Consider the following 19,002-nt stretch of genomic DNA (forward strand, 5'->3'; position numbering starts at 1 on the left):
TATTGTCATTTGTTGAATAATCCCGAATTACCTGTTAAATAACTGCACTGCTAAAATAATATGCAATTTGATTTATAGTAATCGTATCTTTCTGTGAATATACAAGATGAAAAGTAAAATGCATATTGCCATAAAATATCTCATTCCCATTCTTCTTCTAAAATTATATAAATACGTTTTTTACTAAGTATGTTGTATTTTCCGTTTCTATAAAGCTGGTATACAATCTCAAAAAATGACCCATCAACTATATTATAATGAAAGAGATTTATTACAAAATAATCTTTTTCTTCTTTTACAATAGTAGGAGTGATCGTATCAGTACATATTTGGTAGTTTTCTTCTTTTTTGCATAATTTATCAAAGTTGTATTCAGGAAATACTTGTTCCATTAAATACAAAAAATACAAAGCCTCTTCCTTTGTTTCAATAGGAGTTAATCCCTTTACAGCAGCTTTTTTATCCCATAGTTTAAACTTGTTTTTGTGCTGCTCTACAATACCCATTGCTATAAAAGCATTTGCAAATCCATCTCTATGTATTGATAACCAATAAGGTATTTCTTTTTTGTGTTTTTTCAAATAATCATCATCATACCCTACCCAAATACGACTTCTAACTTCAAATAAGGCATTTCCTTTTTTACTTTTCCTATACGCATATCTATCTACTCTTAATAAATTGTTTTTTTCAATTATAGGCATTATTTTTGCCTCAAAGGACATAGGTATAGAATCTACTTTGTTTTTATAGAAATCAAAAAGTGTAAACCTTTCATTTATAGCAACAAATAAAACATCCTCTATCTTAACTTTTCTCTCTCTTGTATAAACGACAGTAGGTTTATAATTTAAGTGTAAAGGTAAATACTCTTGTGCTGGCACAAAAGAAAAGGCACTTAAAAGAATATAAAAAAGCAAACGTTTTTTCATTTTTCTATATAATTATTGATTTCGTATTGCATAACCCCCCCATTGCCAACGATAAAAAGATTTTTTAGGAACATTATTATCTTTTTCCATTATATTGTCATTTGTTGAATAATCCCAAATTACCTGCTAAGTAACTGCTTTGCTAAAATCATAAGCAATTTGATTTATAGTAATCGTATCTTTTTGTGAATATACAAGATGAGTCAAGAGTAAAATGCATATTGCCATAAGATATTTCATTCCCATTCTTCTGCTAAAATTATATAAATACGTTTTTTACTAAGTATGTTGTATTTTCCGTTTTTATAAAGCTGATATACAATCTCAAAAAGTGATCCGTCAATTACATCATAATAGAAAAGGTTGGTTACAAAATAATCTTTTTCTTCTTTTATAATAGTAGGTGTCATTGTATCTGTATATATTTTATAAATTCCTTTTTTTTCACATAATTCATTAAAATTATCATCAGGAAATACTTGTTCCATTAAATACAAAAAATACAAAGCCTCTTCCTTTGTTTCAATAGGAGTTAATCCCTTTACAGCAGCTTTTTTATCCCATAGTTTAAACTTGTTTTTGTGCTGCTCTACAATACCCATTGCTGTAAAAGCATTTGCGAATCCATATCTATGTATTGATAGCCAATAGGGTATTTCTTTTTTGTGTTTTTTTAAATAATCATTATTATAACCCACCCAAATGCGACTTTCAGCTTCATACAAAGGATTTCCTTTTTTACTTTTCCTATACGCATATCTATCTACTCTTAATAAATTGTTTTTTTCAATTATAGGCATTATTTTTGCCTCAAAGGACATAGGTATAGAATCTACTTTGTTTTTATAGAAATCAAAAAGTGTAAACCTTTCATTTATAGCAACAAATGAGACGTTTTCTAACTTAATTTCTTTTTCTTCTGAAGGAAGTATTGTAAGTTCATAACCGAAGTGCTTAGGAAAATACTCTTGTGCTGATACAAAAGAAAAGGCACTTAAAAGAATATATAAAAGCAAACATTTTTTCATTTTTCTATATAATTATTAATTTCATATTGCATAACACCCCATTGCCAACGATAAAAAGATTTTTTAGGAACTTCTACTTGGTTATAACGTATATAGTCATCCATAAAATTATCAGTAGATCCATGTTTGAAAGTAAAATATTTGTATTTCCTCATTACTTCATAATCTTTTATGTAGTCTTTTTCTTCTTCTGTTAGGTTTTGTTTTCGTTTAAGAAAATCATATCTTTCTTCACTTATTAGAAGCTTATAGATTTCTGACAAACCTAATAAATGTCCTATCTCGTGTACTGTGGTCATTCTTTCATCATAACCTTGGTAAAGGATACAACAATTCTTTTTAGTGGGAATGACATTAGACTGTCCTCCTCTTCCTCCTTCTAACATAAAATATTTGCCCTTATAACTACTATCTAATTCAGTTTTATATTTACAAATATATTTATATACTTTGGTCTTATTTCCATTTTTATTAACTTCTAATTCTTCATAGATATCATACCTTCCATAAGTTTTAGGTTTATTAGGTATGTATTCTACAAAATGGTGCCTTTCTATATTGAGAACAAAAAGGTTAACCCCTTTATTGGCATTACTATTTTGTTTTGCATATATGCCCTCTAAAATCTCTAAGGTTTTTTCATTAGCTACAATTCTCTCTGTACGGTTATAAATCTCTTTAAATTCCTTATTATTACTTTCATCAAGGAAACTTATAGCTCCTATCGAAAGTAATTCTTCTATACTTTTATTTAAAGTATCCGTTTTTACACTTGTTTTTATAAATGCTTGTTGAAAGGATTTTTCATTAAAAATCTTTTCTATTTCAGAAGCAGAAATAGGTCTGCTCTCTATACCATTACCCTCTATATTAATAATTGTAACTGGTAGATGATATTCAACATCATTTTTAGCCACATTAAGTTTCCCAACTTCCTTATTGTCTTTATTAAGAACGGGAATACATATATCTTTAGTTAAAGGTTTTGAACAAGTAACTGTTACTAAAAATTCTTTTCCTTCCTTTTCCTTTTTTTGAATATTCTTTAATTTTATTTCATTAGGTTCAAAACTAATACTTTCAGTAGTAGGAATTTTAATAATATCCTTCTCACTCAGTTCTCTTTTTATATTTTCTAACTTCAGTGCCAGTTTTACATCTTTTTGTTTAGGCAACATACTAAACCAAGGAACAAAATATTCTTTATCCTTTAATAATTCTACTTTTTTATTTTTCTCACAATCATAATATTCTTTTTTTAACTCCTCATAATTATTACAAATTGTACTATAATCATCACGCATCCAATCAAAACCAAATTCTCCATAATAGTCTTCTGGTCTTCTGAAATGGATAAGGAAATCAGGTTCATTAGGATTGTAAACCCATAGTCTGGCTACAGATTGTTGTCCTGTTTCTTTTAGTGTTATTCTTATACCTGCCATAGTTTAGTTGTTTTTTTGTTCCACTATTTTTAGTTTGATATGCTCTATTTCATTGTTTTGAAAAACGTATCCTTTGAGTATATCATTTTCCAAGCGTTCGCCATTATATTCAAAATCTATTTCATTATCAGTTAGGTCTAAATCGGCTTCTTTTCCTGCAAGATTTACACCTTCTATTACTAAATAGACTTCCTCTCCTATCTTTCCTCTATTTCCCAAAATTTTATCATTGAGGTCAGTAAAATAACTCATAATAATTTTAGGTTCTTCTTTATCAACTGTGCCATATTGTACACCTCCATTTAAACCTTGCATTATTACTTTTTGGGCACTTATTAAGTTTATTTCGTCAGTAGCTCTGATTGTTATTTCTTCAGCTTCTTCATAAGAAGTACCACTGCTTATAGTATAAGTGTCACGGACTGTGATGTATATGTTATTAGCTTTCTTAAAGATTCCCATAGTTTCTTTTTTAGATATAATCAAATAAAATTAGATAGTGAATAAATAAAACTACTCAGTGTAAATATTCTTTCAATGGACAAAGTTACGATATTATTCTGAATTTAACAATTTTTTGAGTTTCTCGGAGCTTTTGGAATTCTCGAACTATAGGACTCTTTCTAATAATTAACTTTGGCAAAGGTGCGAGCCGCACGGGCAAGTGTTTTGCTATATCGAACTAACATTATTTTTATCAAGTTATTCTTTTTTGTAAGGAGTAGCTAAGTTTTTGTTAAAATGAATAACGTGAGCTTCTTTTGGAGAAAGTTTTATATGGTTTACCTTATATGATTTAACGCCCTTATAATGAACTTTTGATAACATTGCTCTTTTATAAAAACTAATCATATCCATTTCTTGAATATTGTATTGCAAAGAGTCCGATATAATTAATTTATAATTCCTATCAGGGCATAAAGGTGTTTTCAGAAAGATTCTCATCGAACCATAATAGTTGGGGTCAGTTGTTTTATTGTACACCCTTATTTCATTTATATCTATCGTTTTTAGAAAGACATTAAGAGTGTCGTATTCATACAAAATGAAATTCTTTTTGTCTGTTTCATTTGTCCCCCAATGAGTTATCTCGATGATGTTATAAGGGCTACAGTTACTTGTTTTTATTGTTTTACAAGAGGATAATAAGGCAATTACACTTAATAAATACACATACTTCATAGTTACTCCATTTTATATAACTTGAGTTTCGAGAGCGAAATAAGTTGCTGTTTTACACAAAAATAATATAAATGCCAATTAAGGGTTAAATTAACTTGTTGATTTAAAACCTCCCCCCCAGCCCCCTCCAAAGGGGGAGATGCGATGCAAAAGCGATAACATTCTGTTAATCAGGGATTATTACTTTTCAACTCTTGATTCATATTATAATTTATTAGCTTACGCGACAAAAGTGCGAGCCGCACGGGCAATTAAGGGCTTTGGCAAAGGCTATAATGGGATGACTAAGTAAGAAGTTGTGGTTATTGTAGCTTAAAATTTAGTTTTTTAAGTCCTTGTTGTACTTCGGGGCAACTCATAAATAGTTTCCATACGAAGCCTGTGCGGTGGTTTTCTATCATCGGGGCAATAGTGAGCTGGTCGATTGCTAAATAACGTTTAGGATACCATACCGCTTGCTCGCTGAAAGCATCGTAAAAGCCGTATTTACCCCAAATAGTATCGCCCAAATCGTAATAGAAATGCTTGAGGGCTGCCATAGATTCTTGGGGTGTATAAGGGAAGCTGGAAAGGGCGGCAGTAGGTGCTATCACCCCTAAATCTTTGCTAGGACTGTGTGCATCATACCCTTTCACTGAATAGCTGGCGGTAAGTCCCCAGCAGTTCGCCCCATAACCTTTATAACCTTTGGGGTTTTCTAGGCAATATTTGTAGTTGATAAGGGTGTGATTGCGATTTAAATCCCAATAATTAGCATAATCATCGCTAAGTCCTTTGGGGTTCAACCCTATGTACGAATAATGCGCCCAAAATAGAGGACCTCCGTATTGTTCTGCGCCGTTGTGTTTGAGAATCAATGGCAGATTGTACGTTACCTGAGAGCTTTTGATAGCTCCTCCACGTGCCCAACCGTTGTGATAAGCCGAAGCAGGAATGGTGTGGGTTGGCGAAGATGCTGCCAAAATGTAGGTAATCAGGCATTCGTTATAACCTTTGAGCGGGAAATTCATCTGCCAAGCATAATCGGGACTCCAATGCCAATAGAGTACATCCTGTCCGTTTAAGTACCAATCCCATTCCATTTCGCGCCACAGTTTATCAATGCGCTGAGCTAAGGCTTTTTCGGCATCATTGCCATCCTTAAAATACTGACGTACACAGAGCAAGCCCTGCATCAAGAAAGCACTTTCCACGAGGTCGCCACCATTGTCTTTTTGTCCGAAAGGTTTGGTTTTACCCGTACGACCGTCAATCCAGTGCGACCATACCCCGTGATAACGGTCGGCTTTCTCCAAGAAAGTTACGATTTTTGTAAATCTTTCTACCGCTTGTGCACGAGGGATAAAACCGCGTTCTACCCCTACCAATAGCCCTGCAATGCCAAAGCCCGAACCTCCCGTAGTGATGATATGAGCATCATCGGAAGGGACATCTATATGAATGCGCTCAGGGGCTAAACCCGAATTAGGCTCTGCTCCCTCCCACATATAGTTGAGGTGCGCACGCTGGATATAATCCAAGAAAGCATCGTCGGAAGCAAATTCCATCGGACGATTCTTTTCGGTAGGCGGCTGAGGAGTAGGTTTTTCTACCACCTTTTTATTGTCCTTACTACAACCGCAAGAAACGAAGAGCAGAAGGAAAGCTAAAAGTGAAAAGTGAATCGTGAAAAGTTTGTTTTTGTTCATAAGTATATTATTTCTTTTTAAAAGTCCATTGTAAGAAGTCTGCGGTGTTGAAAGCGGGATGCCAAGCGTTGTGATTTGCCCCATAAAACTCTATATATTCAGCTTTTTTGCCGGTAGTTTTCAAAGCTTTATAGGCTTCACGCGAGTAAGTCACCGGTATCACATCATCGATGTCACCGTGATAGAAACGGAATTTTGTTTTCCCTTTGAACTCACGCATACGCTCTATATTGGTTGCCCCACATATCGAGACAGCTTTGGCAAAGGTATCGGGGAAGCGATACACCATATCCAAAGTAGCAATCGCCCCCATCGAAATGCCCATAATATACACTCGTTTAGGGTCGATAGGATATGTAGCCAAAGTCTCGTCTAAAAGTTCCTTCACCAAGCGTAAGTGTTTAGTGATAGGCACTTCTTTAGGCAGCGGATTAGCCGTATTCTTATATCCTTGGTCGGGGCGTTTTTCAAGTGACCAGTAGGCACCCTCAGGGCACTGCGGAAAGAGCACAAAACAAGGGTACTTATCTCGGTTCGCAGGATTGGTAAACACTGTACCCCCATTGCGCAACTGACTCTCATTATCGTTCCCTCTTTCACCTGCTCCGTGTAAGAAGAGCACTAAAGGGTATTTCTTGCCTTCTTTTAGTTGCTCGGGCTGCAAGAAACGGTAAGGCATTGTATCTTGTTGCGCCGTGATGTAGCGCTTTTTAGCAAAGGCTTCATTTTGAGCAGAAAGAGGGAACGAAAAAAAGAAAAGTAATAAGCATAGCCTTAAAAGTTTTGTATTCAGTCCCCGAACCTCCAAAGAGGGAAAAGCCATAAAGGAGATTGGAGAAAAAGGGTTATTTTTTATGTAAATATCATTCTTTTTATTCATTATACAAGGCTTTTATCTGTTCATCGGTAAGGGCTTGATTATAGAAGGCAAAGTTGTCTAACTTGCCAGGGAAGGACTGTGCCCAAGCTTGTGCTTTAGTAGACGATTGAGGAGGGTCGGTTTGGAAAGCATAAGTACCTAACACCAAATCGCCCATATCGTTGTAAACAATTCGTCCCCAACCTGTAAGGGCACGCGTAAAGACAATTTCTCCATTTTTAAAAATGTGTAACATTTCCGTTTTGTGGTTGTAACGGAAGGTCATAAACACCCAATCACCAATAGTACCAGGGATTTTGGTCTCTACCCAATTTTCTTTAGTACCATTGAAGAGGTGCATTTTAAAACGTCCTTCGCCAGCAGTATTATTGCCATCTAAGAAAATATCGAGGTTACCCCAGAACTTTTTAGTATTAGGAATTGAAAAGATACCTGTACCTTTATTTACTTGAGGGGAGTTCATCCAGAAAGCTACTGTAAAACTACCGAGGTTAGCTATCGTATCTTTCAGAGATATATCGCCTGCAAAACGCGCTGTGCGAGGGGAGATAAAAACATAAGTACCTTCACCCCCTTGGTAGGCTTTGCCTTTTTTGCCGTCTGTATAGGTGACATTGCCCTTAGAGAGCGTAGGAATCTTGTAAGTACTCACATTTTTTGCATTGCCCTCAAAGGTAAACAAGAGTTTTTGAGGGTTGTACTGAGGTATTACCTCCTCAGGATAATCGAAAGGCGGGTCTTGGTCTAAATCTTGATAACAGTTAGTAAAAGCTGTAAGACCTGCCATAAAGCTGATATAAAATATATATTTTTTCATTTTTAGATAAGAGATAAGAGGTAAGAGGTAAAAGATGACGTGATGTTACCTGACAGCTGACACCTAATACCTGACACCTGTTAGCTAATTAATAATTAGGATTTTGGATAAGTACTCCGTTGGAACGGTCGATTTGTGCTTGAGGTAAAGGTAATAAGCGGTGTTTGGTTTGATAAGCTGTTTTGCCCGCGTTGTGCAGGGTTTCCACATCAATATTCCAACGCACTAAATCGTAGAAACGGTCGAATTCCATAGCGAGCTCTATACGGCGTTCGTGACGAATAGCGTCGCGCAAATCGCTTTGAACGGTGGTTGTAACGGCAGGTAAAACACTGTTATTGCCTGCTCGTGCTCTTGCACGCACTTGCTCTAAATAGACGAGTGCTTGGGCACTGTTGCCGAGTTCGTTAGCGGCTTCGGCAGCCATTAAAAGTACATCGGAATATCGAATGAGACGAATATTGAACCAATAACCAAAACGACTGTATGACCTACGCAAAGCAGGGTCGGTATAGGCTTTTTTGTTGTAATATTTATTTACTACGCCTGCTTGTGCAATTGGTTTTTCGTCGTAAGGAGTATTGGGTTGCATAGTAGCAGCTTCGGCTTCACTTTTGGCAAAATAGAGCAAGGTTTCATCTTTGCGAGGGTCGCCTGCTTCAAAAGCATCGGCTAAAAGCTGGGTAGGGCAATTCCATCCCCAACCTAAATCCCATTGTCCAGAGCCACGCACCCCTTGTACATTAGCAAACTGACTACCTACTTGGCTGGATTGAGGATAGGTAGCATTGGCAGTGCACTGTACTTCTAAGATAGATTCGGGAGCGTTTTCGCCACTTTCGCGGAACAACTTATTGTAGGGTGTACTAAGGTTGTAAATTCCTGAATTTATCACATCGGTAGAGGCGTTGTACATTGCTTGCCAATTAGAGCGCATCATATAGGTTTTGGCGTGCAACGAACGGGCAGCCCCCCAAGTAAGTCTACCGATGTAGATAGCACTCCACGTGCGAGGGAGTACGCTTTCGGCAGCAGTAAGGTCGGCATCAATGAGTTCATAGATTTTATCAACGCTTACCTTAGGTTTATTGGCATCTTCATCTTTATAGATACGGAAATTGATAAGAGGTACTTCGCCAAAGGCGCGCACTAAGTTAAAATAGGCAAAGGCGCGGAAAAAGTGTGCTTCACCGCGGTTTATCTTATCGGAATCGGTGAGAGTACTTTGGTCAGCCTTATTGATTTTGTCGAGCACGGTATTGGAGAGGTGAATAACTTCGTAGTTAGCGGAATAGTATCCGTTAATTAAACCATTAGTCGCTACATAATTGAAATTATCGAACATATTGGCGTGATCAACTCCATCGCTGGCAGTAGAGCCTTTTTCGGCATCTTCACTGCGGAAACTGTGGATTGCCAAAGCAGGAATACCCGCTACCAGATCAGAGCCTCTCAGTTTTCCGTAGAGGGTGAATATATCGGCTTCAAAAGAGCCTGATACATTCCCTTGGTCGCCATCGACCCATTCGCCTTGTGGCTCTTGGTCGAATTTATTGCAATGGGTAAAGAGGGCGAGGCTCGCTGCCATCCATCCTATTGCTATGATATGATATATATTCTTTTTCATAATTGTTAATTATCAATTGTTAATTAAAATGTAAGGTTCACCCCGTAGGTAACAATCATTGGCATAGGGTAGGTGCCGGTATCGATACCGAAAGCCAAAGCTCCTCCACCTATTTCGGGGGTATACCCTGTATTTTTATGCCAAGTTTTGAGATTTTGTACGTTGGCATAGAAGCGCAATTTCTGTACTTTGAAGCGTTGTACTACTTCTTGTGGCAAGCTATAGCCTAACTGCACGTTGCGGAGGCGGAAAAAGCTACCGTCTTCAATGTAATAAGAGGAGTTTTCACGGTTGATAGCGCGACCGTTATCTATAATAGGCTCCCAATTGGAAGTGCCTTTGCCGTGCCAACGGTTTAAACGGTGGGCTTGGTAGTTGAGAATTGCATAGCCTACTTCGCCCCAACCGCGGTAGATTTCGTTGCCATAAGCTCCCATAAATTCGGCAGTGAGGTCGAAGCCTTTGTAGCCGAGATTTACACTAAATCCATAGGTGAAATCGGGGGTAGGGTTACCTATCATCGTACGGTCTTTGCTATCGATTACACCATCGCCGTTCACATCTTCAAATTTGAGATCACCAGGTTTTACGGTAGCGATATTGTTGGTAGGTGAGGTGTCGATATCTTCAAAAGTTTGATACACGCCCTTCACTTTATAGCCGTAGAAGTGCCCAATAGGGTAGCCTTCCAACGTGCGCGCTACGTTTTGATAGCCTTCGTAAAGTGCATCTTTTTCTCCTCTACCAAGTGAAAGCACTTTGTTATCAATTGTGGTGATATTGGCATTTACACCATAGCTAAAACCACTTTCTTTGCGTTGGTCTTGCCAAGAGGCTGAAATCTCCCATCCTTTATTTTCAATTTCGCCAAGGTTTTCCAAAGAGTTTTTTGCTCCTGCTAAGCCACTGAGTAGCACGATAAGGTCTTTGGTTTTCTTGTGATAGTAGACAGGTTCTACACTGAGGCGATTGCCCAAGAATCGGAATTCAGCACCAGCTTCCCACGCATAGGTCTTTTCCCAACCTAAGTTTTGCACTAAATAAGCAGGTGCATAGCCCGTAACGATACGGTCGCCGAATACAGCACTGCCCGAATTGGTGAGCAGAGGGTAAGTAGGATAGTTACGTCCGCCAGTGTTTTGGTTACCTAAAACGCCCCAAGATCCTTTGAGTTTGAGGTAATCTACCACTTTTTGGTTTTTCATAAAGGCTTCTTCGCTGAGCACCCAGCCAGCCCCGAAGGAATAGAAGTTATCCCACGTATTGCCTAAGCGGTGAAATACGGAGGCACCATCGCGGCGGAAAGAAGCATTGAGGAGATAACGGTTGTCGTAATTGTACAAACCACGTACTAAATACGACATTGTAAAACGCCGATACTGGCCAGAACCATTGCTCATATTGCTACCCCCAATTGATGACAACCACCACTTATCGGTATTTTCGGGAATGCCAAACACTATATCGTTGATATTTTGATAGCGAGAGCCTGATAGCGAACTGTGTTCGGTGTAATTGGTGGTAAGCCCTCCCATAAAGGTAAGGTTGTGTTTTGCCACTTGTTTTTTGTAGGTAAGGATATAATCCTGCTGGGTAGCAATGGTGGTGGATTTACTCTGATTAATCGTTTCGCGTTCGTTGAGTTTTCTTTCTTTTGGGTATCGGGGTTATAGACCCAGATGATAGGGGAATATTCGCGGTTTTCGCCTATGCGGTAATCCATAGAAAGGGTAGCCTTAAAGGTGAAGTTTTTAAGGAAATCGAGTTCACCATATACATTGCCCGCCAAACGGTGATTCAAACCTTTGTTGTGATTGGCACGTGTTTCGACATCGATAAGCGGATTCCACACTTGGGCACGCTGGAAGTTAGGCATTATATTTAGCAAACCCGATTGAGTGTCGTAAGGGGCTACAATAGGAGCTGCTTTTAGGGCACTTGCTACCCCTTTGGCATCAATAGGGAGGGTGCGAGAACCATTGGCTTGGAAGCCAAAGCGCAGATAATCGGTTACGTTGTAATCGCTACTGAGGTTGAGGGTGAGTTTAGAGAGCTTTTCGTGCTTGATAGAGCCCTCTTCATCGGTATAGCCAGCGCCCATATAGAAGCGTCCTTTTTCACCAGAAGTGGCGACACTCACATTATGGTTGTACACCCAGGCACGCTGGAAGATTTGGTCTTGCCAATCGGTATTGGCTTGATAGTGCGTATAATCAAACGGTGTAGCACCTTTATTGGCCATATCCTCGTTGTAGAGCGTTTTAAAGCCTTCGGCATCAGTCATTGCAATACGGTCGTTGATAACTTTTAATCCTACGGAAGAATTGATGTTTACGACTGTTTGTCCTTTTTTGGCTTTTTTGGTGGTAATGATAATCACCCCATTAGCCCCGCGAACCCCAAAGATAGCAAGCGAAGAGGGGTCTTTGAGGATTTCCATAGACTCGATATCCTGCGGGTTGAGGTAGTTGATATTATCGGTAAAGAGCCCATCGACTACGTACAGAGGTGTATAGCCGTTGATAGAGTTTGTACCGCGGATACGTATTTCGGGGTCTTGCCCTGCCCGCCCTGTATTGACAATTTGCACCCCAGCTACCTTCCCTTGTATAGAGGCTAAGGGGTTAGTAGATGGACGGTCAGCAAATTCATCGGTTTTGAGGCTAGCGATAGAGCCCGTGAGGTCTCGTTTTTGAGCTGCCCCATAGCCTATAACAACTACTTCTTTGAGTTGTTGCGTATCTTCTTTGAGCGCAATCTCTAAGTAGTGTCGTCCGGCTACTACTTTTACATTTTGGGTTACCATACCTATGTAGCTAATTTCTAATACATCACCTGGAGAAACTTTATCAAGCGCAAAGTTTCCGTCGAGGTCGGTTGAAATGCCACGGGTTGTACCCTTCACAATTACATTGGCTCCTGGAATAGGGTTTTTAGTCCCTGCTTCAAATACTTTTCCTCTCACCATATTAGGTTGTGCGTAAGCAGCAAGAGAAAGAAAGGTCATCAGGAAGAAAAACAATAGCTTTTTCATTTCCGTACGTTTATTAAATAAAATTTGTCGCAAAGTTCCTTATTCTTTCTTTTATATGCAAAAAAATGGGTTCGCTTTTACTACTACAATGTTAAAATAATTTGTTAAAGGACTACGTCATTACTACTACAACGATTTGTAACTAATTTATAGTCTTTTGGTTAAGAAGGGTTTTTTAGGTAAGAGATAAGAGGTAAGAGATAAGATAATATTAATTGAATTGAGCGAAGAAATCGTAAAGATTATCTTCTTCGGCTAATTGGAGCTTTTTGCGCAAGCGATATCGAGCGGTTTCGACACCGCGCAAGGATATATTTTGCATTTCGGCAATTTCCTTAGAGGTATAGTTGAGCCTGATGAGCACTGCCATTCGCAAATCGGTGGGGGTGAGTTGCGGATAGAGTTCTTTCAGTTTTTTGAAGAAATCTTTATGAATGAGGTCGAAATTTTCTTGGAATACCTGCCATTGGTCTTCTTGAGAAATATTATCGCGTATGTGTTGTAAAATGAGGTTGCTTTTAGCTTTGCTCACTCTTTGGCTATTTAGCAGTGTTTCGAGCTCGGTGACGAGATTGGTAAGGAACTCGTTGCGGGTGATGTTCATCATCGTGGCTTCGGCAAGCGATTTGCTCTTATAGTCTAACTGAGCAATGAGCACTTGGTTTTGCAATTTGGTTACTTCCTGCTCACGAGCTTCTAACAAATGCTGGCGGCGCAGGCGCTCGCGCAAGAAAGAACGCTCTTTTTTCTTCATTTTATAACGCAAGTACAAGGCGGTAACAAGTGCACCAGCGCCTATAAATCCTGCGAAATAGAATATATAAGCCCACACGGTTCTATACCAAGGAGTGATTACCGCGAAGGGAAAAGTATAATGCGATAGGGTTTCACCTAATTCGTTGAGTACCTTTGCTTTTAGCTGATAGTGGCCTGAAGGGAGGTTTTGGTAATTCACTCTAAAATCATTGGTAACTTCACGCCAATGTTTGTCGTAGCCCTCTAACTGATACCACAACTGACAGTGTTCTTTACTGAAATTAGGATACTGAAAATCGAACTGAAGGTTGTTTTTGCTATAAGGAATAGCGATATTAGGGGTAATATTTTCGAGGGTATATAAATCGGTTGAGCGGTTATAGGTACGTAAACTCTTTAAAGTGAGGTTGGTTGGCAGTTTTACGCGAGGTGCTTTTGGGGTATATAGGGCGATGCTGCCGTCTAAACAGAAATATGTATTACCTTCAGGAGTTACAAAGGCAGTAGCACGTTCCTCACTTGCGGGGTGCTGCAACTGATTGAAGGCTATTTTTTCTTCTATTTTATATACGCCGTTAGCGAATGCTACTAAATAATAATCGGTGGGGGTGATAAACCAAAAGCGATTGTCGTTCACGGGCACTATATGGTGGGTAGTTGCGAGTTGGGGCAATTGCTCATTGAGGAGGGCATAAGGCAACACATTTTGCTTGTCGTCGTTATACTCAAACCACTGTTGCCCATCGGTAAAGATGATTTTGCCGCGCAATTTCAGCAATTTCAAGGCTTCTTTTGTTTTGAGTTGGTTGTAAGTTACTTTGCGTTGCACGCTTTTGAGGTCTTCGGTAAGAGAGAGTTTGCTCACTCCTTTATAAGTATGGCTTGTCCAAATATTGCCAAAAGCATCTATTTCAACGCGATAGGTAAGGTCGAAATAGCCATTTACGATATGAGAGGGCACCCATCGATTGGCAGCATCTTTTTTATAAATGGTAAGCACAGAGTAGGATGAGCCTACGAGTACTTCCTGACCGTGGATAACGCCTTTTTTCAAGTCCATTCCTCCTACTCCTACATTATCAAGAGGTTGTAAGTGATTACCCATCAATTCCGACACCCCTTTATTATGCCCTACAAATACTTGATGGTCAAACTGCTTGATAAACCACACTTGGTTAGAGAAGTCAGGGATTTTGGAGAGTACACCCTCCTTAAAGGTATAGACACCTTTGTTAGAAGCTAAATAATAGACATTGTCTTTCAGCACCATATCGCTAATGAGTTCTACCTCGCCATTGAGGTTTAAATATTGCAACCTACTTGGGACTTCAATCATAGCGACACCATTGTCTAAAGCTACCCATAGGTTGTGCTGGGCATCTTCGTAGAGCCCCAAAACAGTGTTGTTATTGAGTCCGTTTTTCTTGTGGATATGGCCGAAAATTTTTCCGTTATGAGGATTGATAGCGTATAAACCTTCGGTGAGAGTTCCTAAAATGAGTAAGTTGTTAGCAGTGAGCAGTGCGCGGTTGATGCGGAGCGAGGGAAAGAGCGCATCCATTTCGGTAGGGAATTTGCGCAATTCGCTTGTAGCGGGGTTGTAGCGGAAGAATCCGTTTTTATTGGTAATCAGTAATAATTCGCTTTGATAGGGGATAATTTCGACTATTATCCCACCGAGTTGTTCGGGAGAGAGTTCTAAATTGAGTTTTTGAGTAGCATCGATGCGGTAAAAACCAGCGTTCATACCCTGCATATAGAGTTTATTGCCGTAGGGGAACATTGCAAAAGGGGCGGGTTGAGGGGTGAAGGCTTGTACGTGAGAGCCGTCGTACACGAAATAAGAAGAGAAGGTTTGGAAATATATTTTATCTTGGTATTTAAAGATTTGCCATACTTCGTCGTTGTGGAATGTATAGTTTTTGAGTTGGTCTTTCAGAGAGGTATATACCAATTGATTTTGGGCGTTGCGTTGGAAATAGCCGAATTCTTCAAAAGAGCCTACATATACGCGCAGGTTAGAGGTGCTGCTATCGGCGAATACCGAACGAGCAATTTTTTTTTGGGGGAGGTAGTACAATTGCCATACTTGTCCGTCGAAAGTAAGCAGTCCTTGGTTATTGGCGACATATAGTATACCATCCTGACACTGACTCACTTGCCAATTTTGCATACCTGCCTTATATTGAGTTTGAGAGTAGTTGTAGATAGGAGGCAGGAGCGAAAGGTTTTGACTTTGGGTAATAGTGCTAAAGAATGTAAAGAATAAGATAATGAAGCGTTTCATATCTATTGCATATTAGTGAGCGACAAAGGTAGTAATAATTTTTCAATTTAGCAATTTTAAGGGCTAGGGGATAGAAAAAACTTTGCCAAAGGTGCGAGCCTCATAGGCAGGAAACTTTGGCAAAGTTTGTAAGGGATTTAATTGTCACTTAGTTTTTAGTAAGTAAGGGTTTGGGTAGCGGTACCAGCTACAGATTTTATAACTATTTGTGTAGGTTTGTTTACATTATTATAGCCATATTCAGCAACTCCTGCTTTATTAGGGAAATTCTTCTGAGCTACATATCTAAACCTTCTGTCATAGTTTATACTCATTTCTACGGGACTTATTGATCCTACTTCAGGGGCTATAATCTTAAAGGCAGGATGCGCATTATAGTTAAGACCTGTAGTATAAGTATAAGTAGCTGTCCAACCTAATGATTTATCTTCTAACAGATTACCATTATCGTCGAAAGTATAAGTATTTGTATTAGTAAAAGTACCTCCTCCATTATCTCGAACTTCTACTTTTGTAGCTATCACTGTATTGTTAACATATTCATATTGAGTAGTTGCAACAGTACCAGCTCCTTCAAATACTAATTTAGCTACTCTATCGTGAGTATCGTAAGAAAAAGTAGAGGTAAAAACACCTCCATACTGACTCATTAGAGTGCGTTCTACTTGTTTCTTTTTGTTATAAGAAAGTTTTAAGATAGTAGGAACAGTTCCTGTTTTTTCTTCTTTTACTTCAGTAAGATATTTGTTATTATCGTAAGTAAAAGTGAAAGTTTTAAGACCTTTTTGGGTATTTTGTAAAGTAACTGTTCTAAGCAAGAGGTCTGTTACAGTATAAGTAATGGTAGAGGTGCTTCCGTTTTCTTCTGAAACAATAGTTTTAGGGTAGTCAAAGCCTACGGTATAGGGGCTTGCGGGCTCAATACAGGGGCCTGGAGGGGTTTCGTCGTTGTCTTTTTTGCAGGCTACAACAGTGAGTGCAGCGGCTGCTAATAGTAATAATTTTTTCATTTGTGAGATGTGTTTAAGTTAAAAAAGTAACCCCGTGAGGAGATAGCTCACGGGGTATGTAGGTATTTGTTAGTAATAAGTGTATTTGATAGTAGCGAAAGTACCGCCTCCAGCATATTTTTTAAGTACTGTTTTAGGTTTGTTAGTTCCTTGTTTTTCAGTTACTTCATATACATAGATACTACCTCCACCAGAAGTGAGGAAGTTTTTAGATGATTTTACAAAAGCATCATTAACTCCTTGTCCAAGTTGAACACTACTGTGTCGTACAAAAGCTTCTACAACAGCCACCCAACGGAAGTACTCAAAATTGAAATCGTTTAGTAAAGAGGTATCGTAGTTAAAAGAATACTCATCTGTTTGTGTTTTAAGTTCTTTTACGTTGCCATTTTCATAAGTGTATGAATAGGTTTTACCTTGAGGATCTTTCACTACCAAAGCGTTATCAGTATAAGTAAAGGTAGCTGTCCATACGCTACCACCTTCCCAACCATTAAGGTTAGCTCTTACTGTTTTAGAAGTGATACGACCTTTATCGTCTACTACTACATCATAAGTATCGGACATAGCATCACGAGATCGTTTGAAATTTACAAGTTTGTTGTTTTGATAAGTAAAATCATACTCTGTTTTTAAGTATCCTTGTCCAGATACATTAGTTTCTAAAGTATACTTTTTAAGATTTTTACCTTCGTAATCAAAAGTTCTTGTTACAGTACCTTCTGTTGATACTTCTACCCAAGCTTTTAGTAGATTATTTTCTACTTTAAAAGTAGTAGTACTTGTTTCTTGACCTGTAACCTCAATAGTTTTTACAAATCCAGCAGGTACAGGAGTAGGTACTTCGGTTTGGGCTCCGTTATTTCCGTTGCCATTACCATTTCCGTTGCCACCACCATTTTGAGATGTAGGCTCGTCGTTGTCTTTTTTGCAGGCTACAACAGTGAGTGCAGCGGCTGCTAATAGTAATAATTTTTTCATTTGTGAAATGTGTTTAAGGGTTTAAAAAAATAGAAATTGTTCAAAAAAAGAGTTATTGAATAACTTTTTTAGTTTCTTAGAGTTTAGTTAGTAAGTATAGAAAATTGTTGCATCAGGGTTAGTACCGTATTTTCTATTTACTTTTTTAGGTTTGTTACCTTGTTTTTCTACAACTTCATAATGTCTTACGCCATTACTTGTTAAAAAGTTTTTAGAAGTTCTAACAAAGATGTCATTATTACCTAAAGTAATATCACTATGACGTACAAAAAGTTGTGCGATATATATCCAACGGAAATACTCAAAGTTAAGATCGTTTACAAGGGTTTTATCATAAGTAAGAACGCTGTTATTTCTATATGAATCTTCTACTCTTACTACATTACCATCTTCATAAGTGTAAGTATAAGTACTTCCATCTACAGGGTCTTTGACAACTAAAGTATTACCTGAGTAAGTGAAAGTAGCTGTCCAAGTGTTACCAGCGTCCCAACCATCAGTAGGATTCAATACAAGATGTTTAGAAGTAATGCGGTTTTGATCGTCTACTGTAACATTGAAAACATCTTTTTTGCCATCACGAACTTTTTCAATTTTCGTAAGTTTGTTGTTTTCATACAAGAAGTTGAATTTAGTAACGATATTTCCTCTAGTAACACTACTCTCAGCTGAGGTATAAGTACTTAATTGAGCACCTTTGTACTCTAAAGTATGGGTGTAAATATCTCCATTAGAGTTTACTTCAGTCCACCCTTTTAGTACATTGTTCTCTACATTGTAAGTAGTAGTTTTAGTACGAGTTCCACCAGTAGATACTTCTTGAATACTTTTTACAAAACCGGCAGGTACTTCTACTGGTTTTTGATTACCTCCATCATTAGGATTTACAGGTTCGTTGTTGTCTTTTTTGCAGGCTACCACAGTGAGGGCAGCGGCTGCTAATAGTAATAATTTCTTCATACGTGTGTAAGTATTATAATTAAACGGGGCAAAGGTAACGTTTATTTTTTATACCACGTGTTAAATAAAAGTTAAAGTTGTATTTTTATATTTTAGAGTTAGAACTTTATCAAAAACAGAGTGTTATTTTATTGTTTTGGAAAAATCTCTATTATTTGTGGGATAAAACAACAATCTCTCACAAAGCTAGCGAGGGCTCACAGCTGGGTATGTGAAACACAAATTTTCACCTGAGGGTAAATTATTTTGTGAATATATTATGTTACAATCGGTATACCAATATTCTGTTATATTGAACTCAGGTTAATTAGGAAAATTGATAATTAGCAAATGATAACAAAAGAGAGTGTCCGAAAAGTTTTATTTATGTGGGCG

The 19,002-nt window shown here is 38.1% G+C and carries 13 protein-coding genes and 1 pseudogene; all 14 read right to left on the reverse strand.

Annotated features, from left to right (window positions below; all coding sequences use genetic code 11):
* Window positions 1–140: 140 nt before the first annotated feature.
* Window positions 141–932, reverse strand: a complete 792-nt coding sequence (locus HMPREF9073_RS14925) for a hypothetical protein (protein WP_009414459.1) — start codon at window positions 930–932, stop codon at window positions 141–143.
* A 236-nt stretch (window positions 933–1,168) separates the two neighbouring features.
* Window positions 1,169–1,960, reverse strand: coding sequence for a hypothetical protein (locus tag HMPREF9073_RS14930; protein WP_009414460.1), 792 nt, complete (start codon window positions 1,958–1,960; stop codon window positions 1,169–1,171).
* Window positions 1,957–3,405 (reverse strand): hypothetical protein, encoded by a 1,449-nt coding sequence (locus HMPREF9073_RS14935; protein ID WP_009414461.1) that lies wholly within the window; start codon window positions 3,403–3,405, stop codon window positions 1,957–1,959. Before HMPREF9073_RS14935 ends, HMPREF9073_RS14930 begins: the two co-directional genes overlap by 4 nt.
* A gap of 3 nt (window positions 3,406–3,408) precedes the next feature.
* Window positions 3,409–3,867: a hypothetical protein gene (locus HMPREF9073_RS15330; protein WP_009414462.1), complete on the reverse strand. Its 459-nt coding sequence runs from the start codon at window positions 3,865–3,867 to the stop codon at window positions 3,409–3,411.
* 240 nt (window positions 3,868–4,107) lie between these two features.
* On the reverse strand, window positions 4,108–4,587 hold the full coding sequence (locus HMPREF9073_RS14945) for a hypothetical protein (protein WP_009414463.1): 480 nt from the start codon (window positions 4,585–4,587) through the stop codon (window positions 4,108–4,110).
* Between the two features lie 302 nt (window positions 4,588–4,889).
* Window positions 4,890–6,275: a glucoamylase family protein gene (locus HMPREF9073_RS14950; protein WP_009414464.1), complete on the reverse strand. Its 1,386-nt coding sequence runs from the start codon at window positions 6,273–6,275 to the stop codon at window positions 4,890–4,892.
* A 7-nt stretch (window positions 6,276–6,282) separates the two neighbouring features.
* Window positions 6,283–7,155, reverse strand: coding sequence for an alpha/beta hydrolase-fold protein (locus tag HMPREF9073_RS14955; RefSeq protein WP_009414465.1), 873 nt, complete (start codon window positions 7,153–7,155; stop codon window positions 6,283–6,285).
* Entirely contained in the window at window positions 7,148–7,972 is an 825-nt protein-coding gene (locus HMPREF9073_RS14960) for a LamG domain-containing protein (RefSeq protein ID WP_009414466.1), read from the reverse strand. The genes HMPREF9073_RS14955 and HMPREF9073_RS14960 overlap by 8 nt, the downstream gene beginning before the upstream one ends.
* A gap of 88 nt (window positions 7,973–8,060) precedes the next feature.
* Window positions 8,061–9,599, reverse strand: a complete 1,539-nt coding sequence (locus tag HMPREF9073_RS14965; protein WP_009414467.1) for a RagB/SusD family nutrient uptake outer membrane protein — start codon at window positions 9,597–9,599, stop codon at window positions 8,061–8,063.
* A 23-nt stretch (window positions 9,600–9,622) separates the two neighbouring features.
* A pseudogene (locus HMPREF9073_RS16615) lies at window positions 9,623–12,633 on the reverse strand (SusC/RagA family TonB-linked outer membrane protein).
* Between the two features lie 211 nt (window positions 12,634–12,844).
* A complete protein-coding gene (locus HMPREF9073_RS14975) occupies window positions 12,845–15,676 on the reverse strand; it encodes a triple tyrosine motif-containing protein (protein WP_009414470.1) in 2,832 nt (943 codons plus the stop codon).
* 155 nt (window positions 15,677–15,831) lie between these two features.
* Window positions 15,832–16,686, reverse strand: coding sequence for a hypothetical protein (locus HMPREF9073_RS14980; RefSeq protein WP_009414471.1), 855 nt, complete (start codon window positions 16,684–16,686; stop codon window positions 15,832–15,834).
* 69 nt (window positions 16,687–16,755) lie between these two features.
* A complete protein-coding gene (locus HMPREF9073_RS14985; RefSeq protein ID WP_009414472.1) occupies window positions 16,756–17,667 on the reverse strand; it encodes a hypothetical protein in 912 nt (303 codons plus the stop codon).
* A gap of 87 nt (window positions 17,668–17,754) precedes the next feature.
* On the reverse strand, window positions 17,755–18,627 hold the full coding sequence (locus HMPREF9073_RS14990) for a hypothetical protein (protein ID WP_009414473.1): 873 nt from the start codon (window positions 18,625–18,627) through the stop codon (window positions 17,755–17,757).
* Between the last annotated feature and the right edge of the window lie 375 nt (window positions 18,628–19,002).

The organism is Capnocytophaga sp. oral taxon 326 str. F0382 (assembly GCF_000318295.1).
Taxonomy (GTDB): Bacteria; Bacteroidota; Bacteroidia; order Flavobacteriales; family Flavobacteriaceae; genus Capnocytophaga; species Capnocytophaga periodontitidis.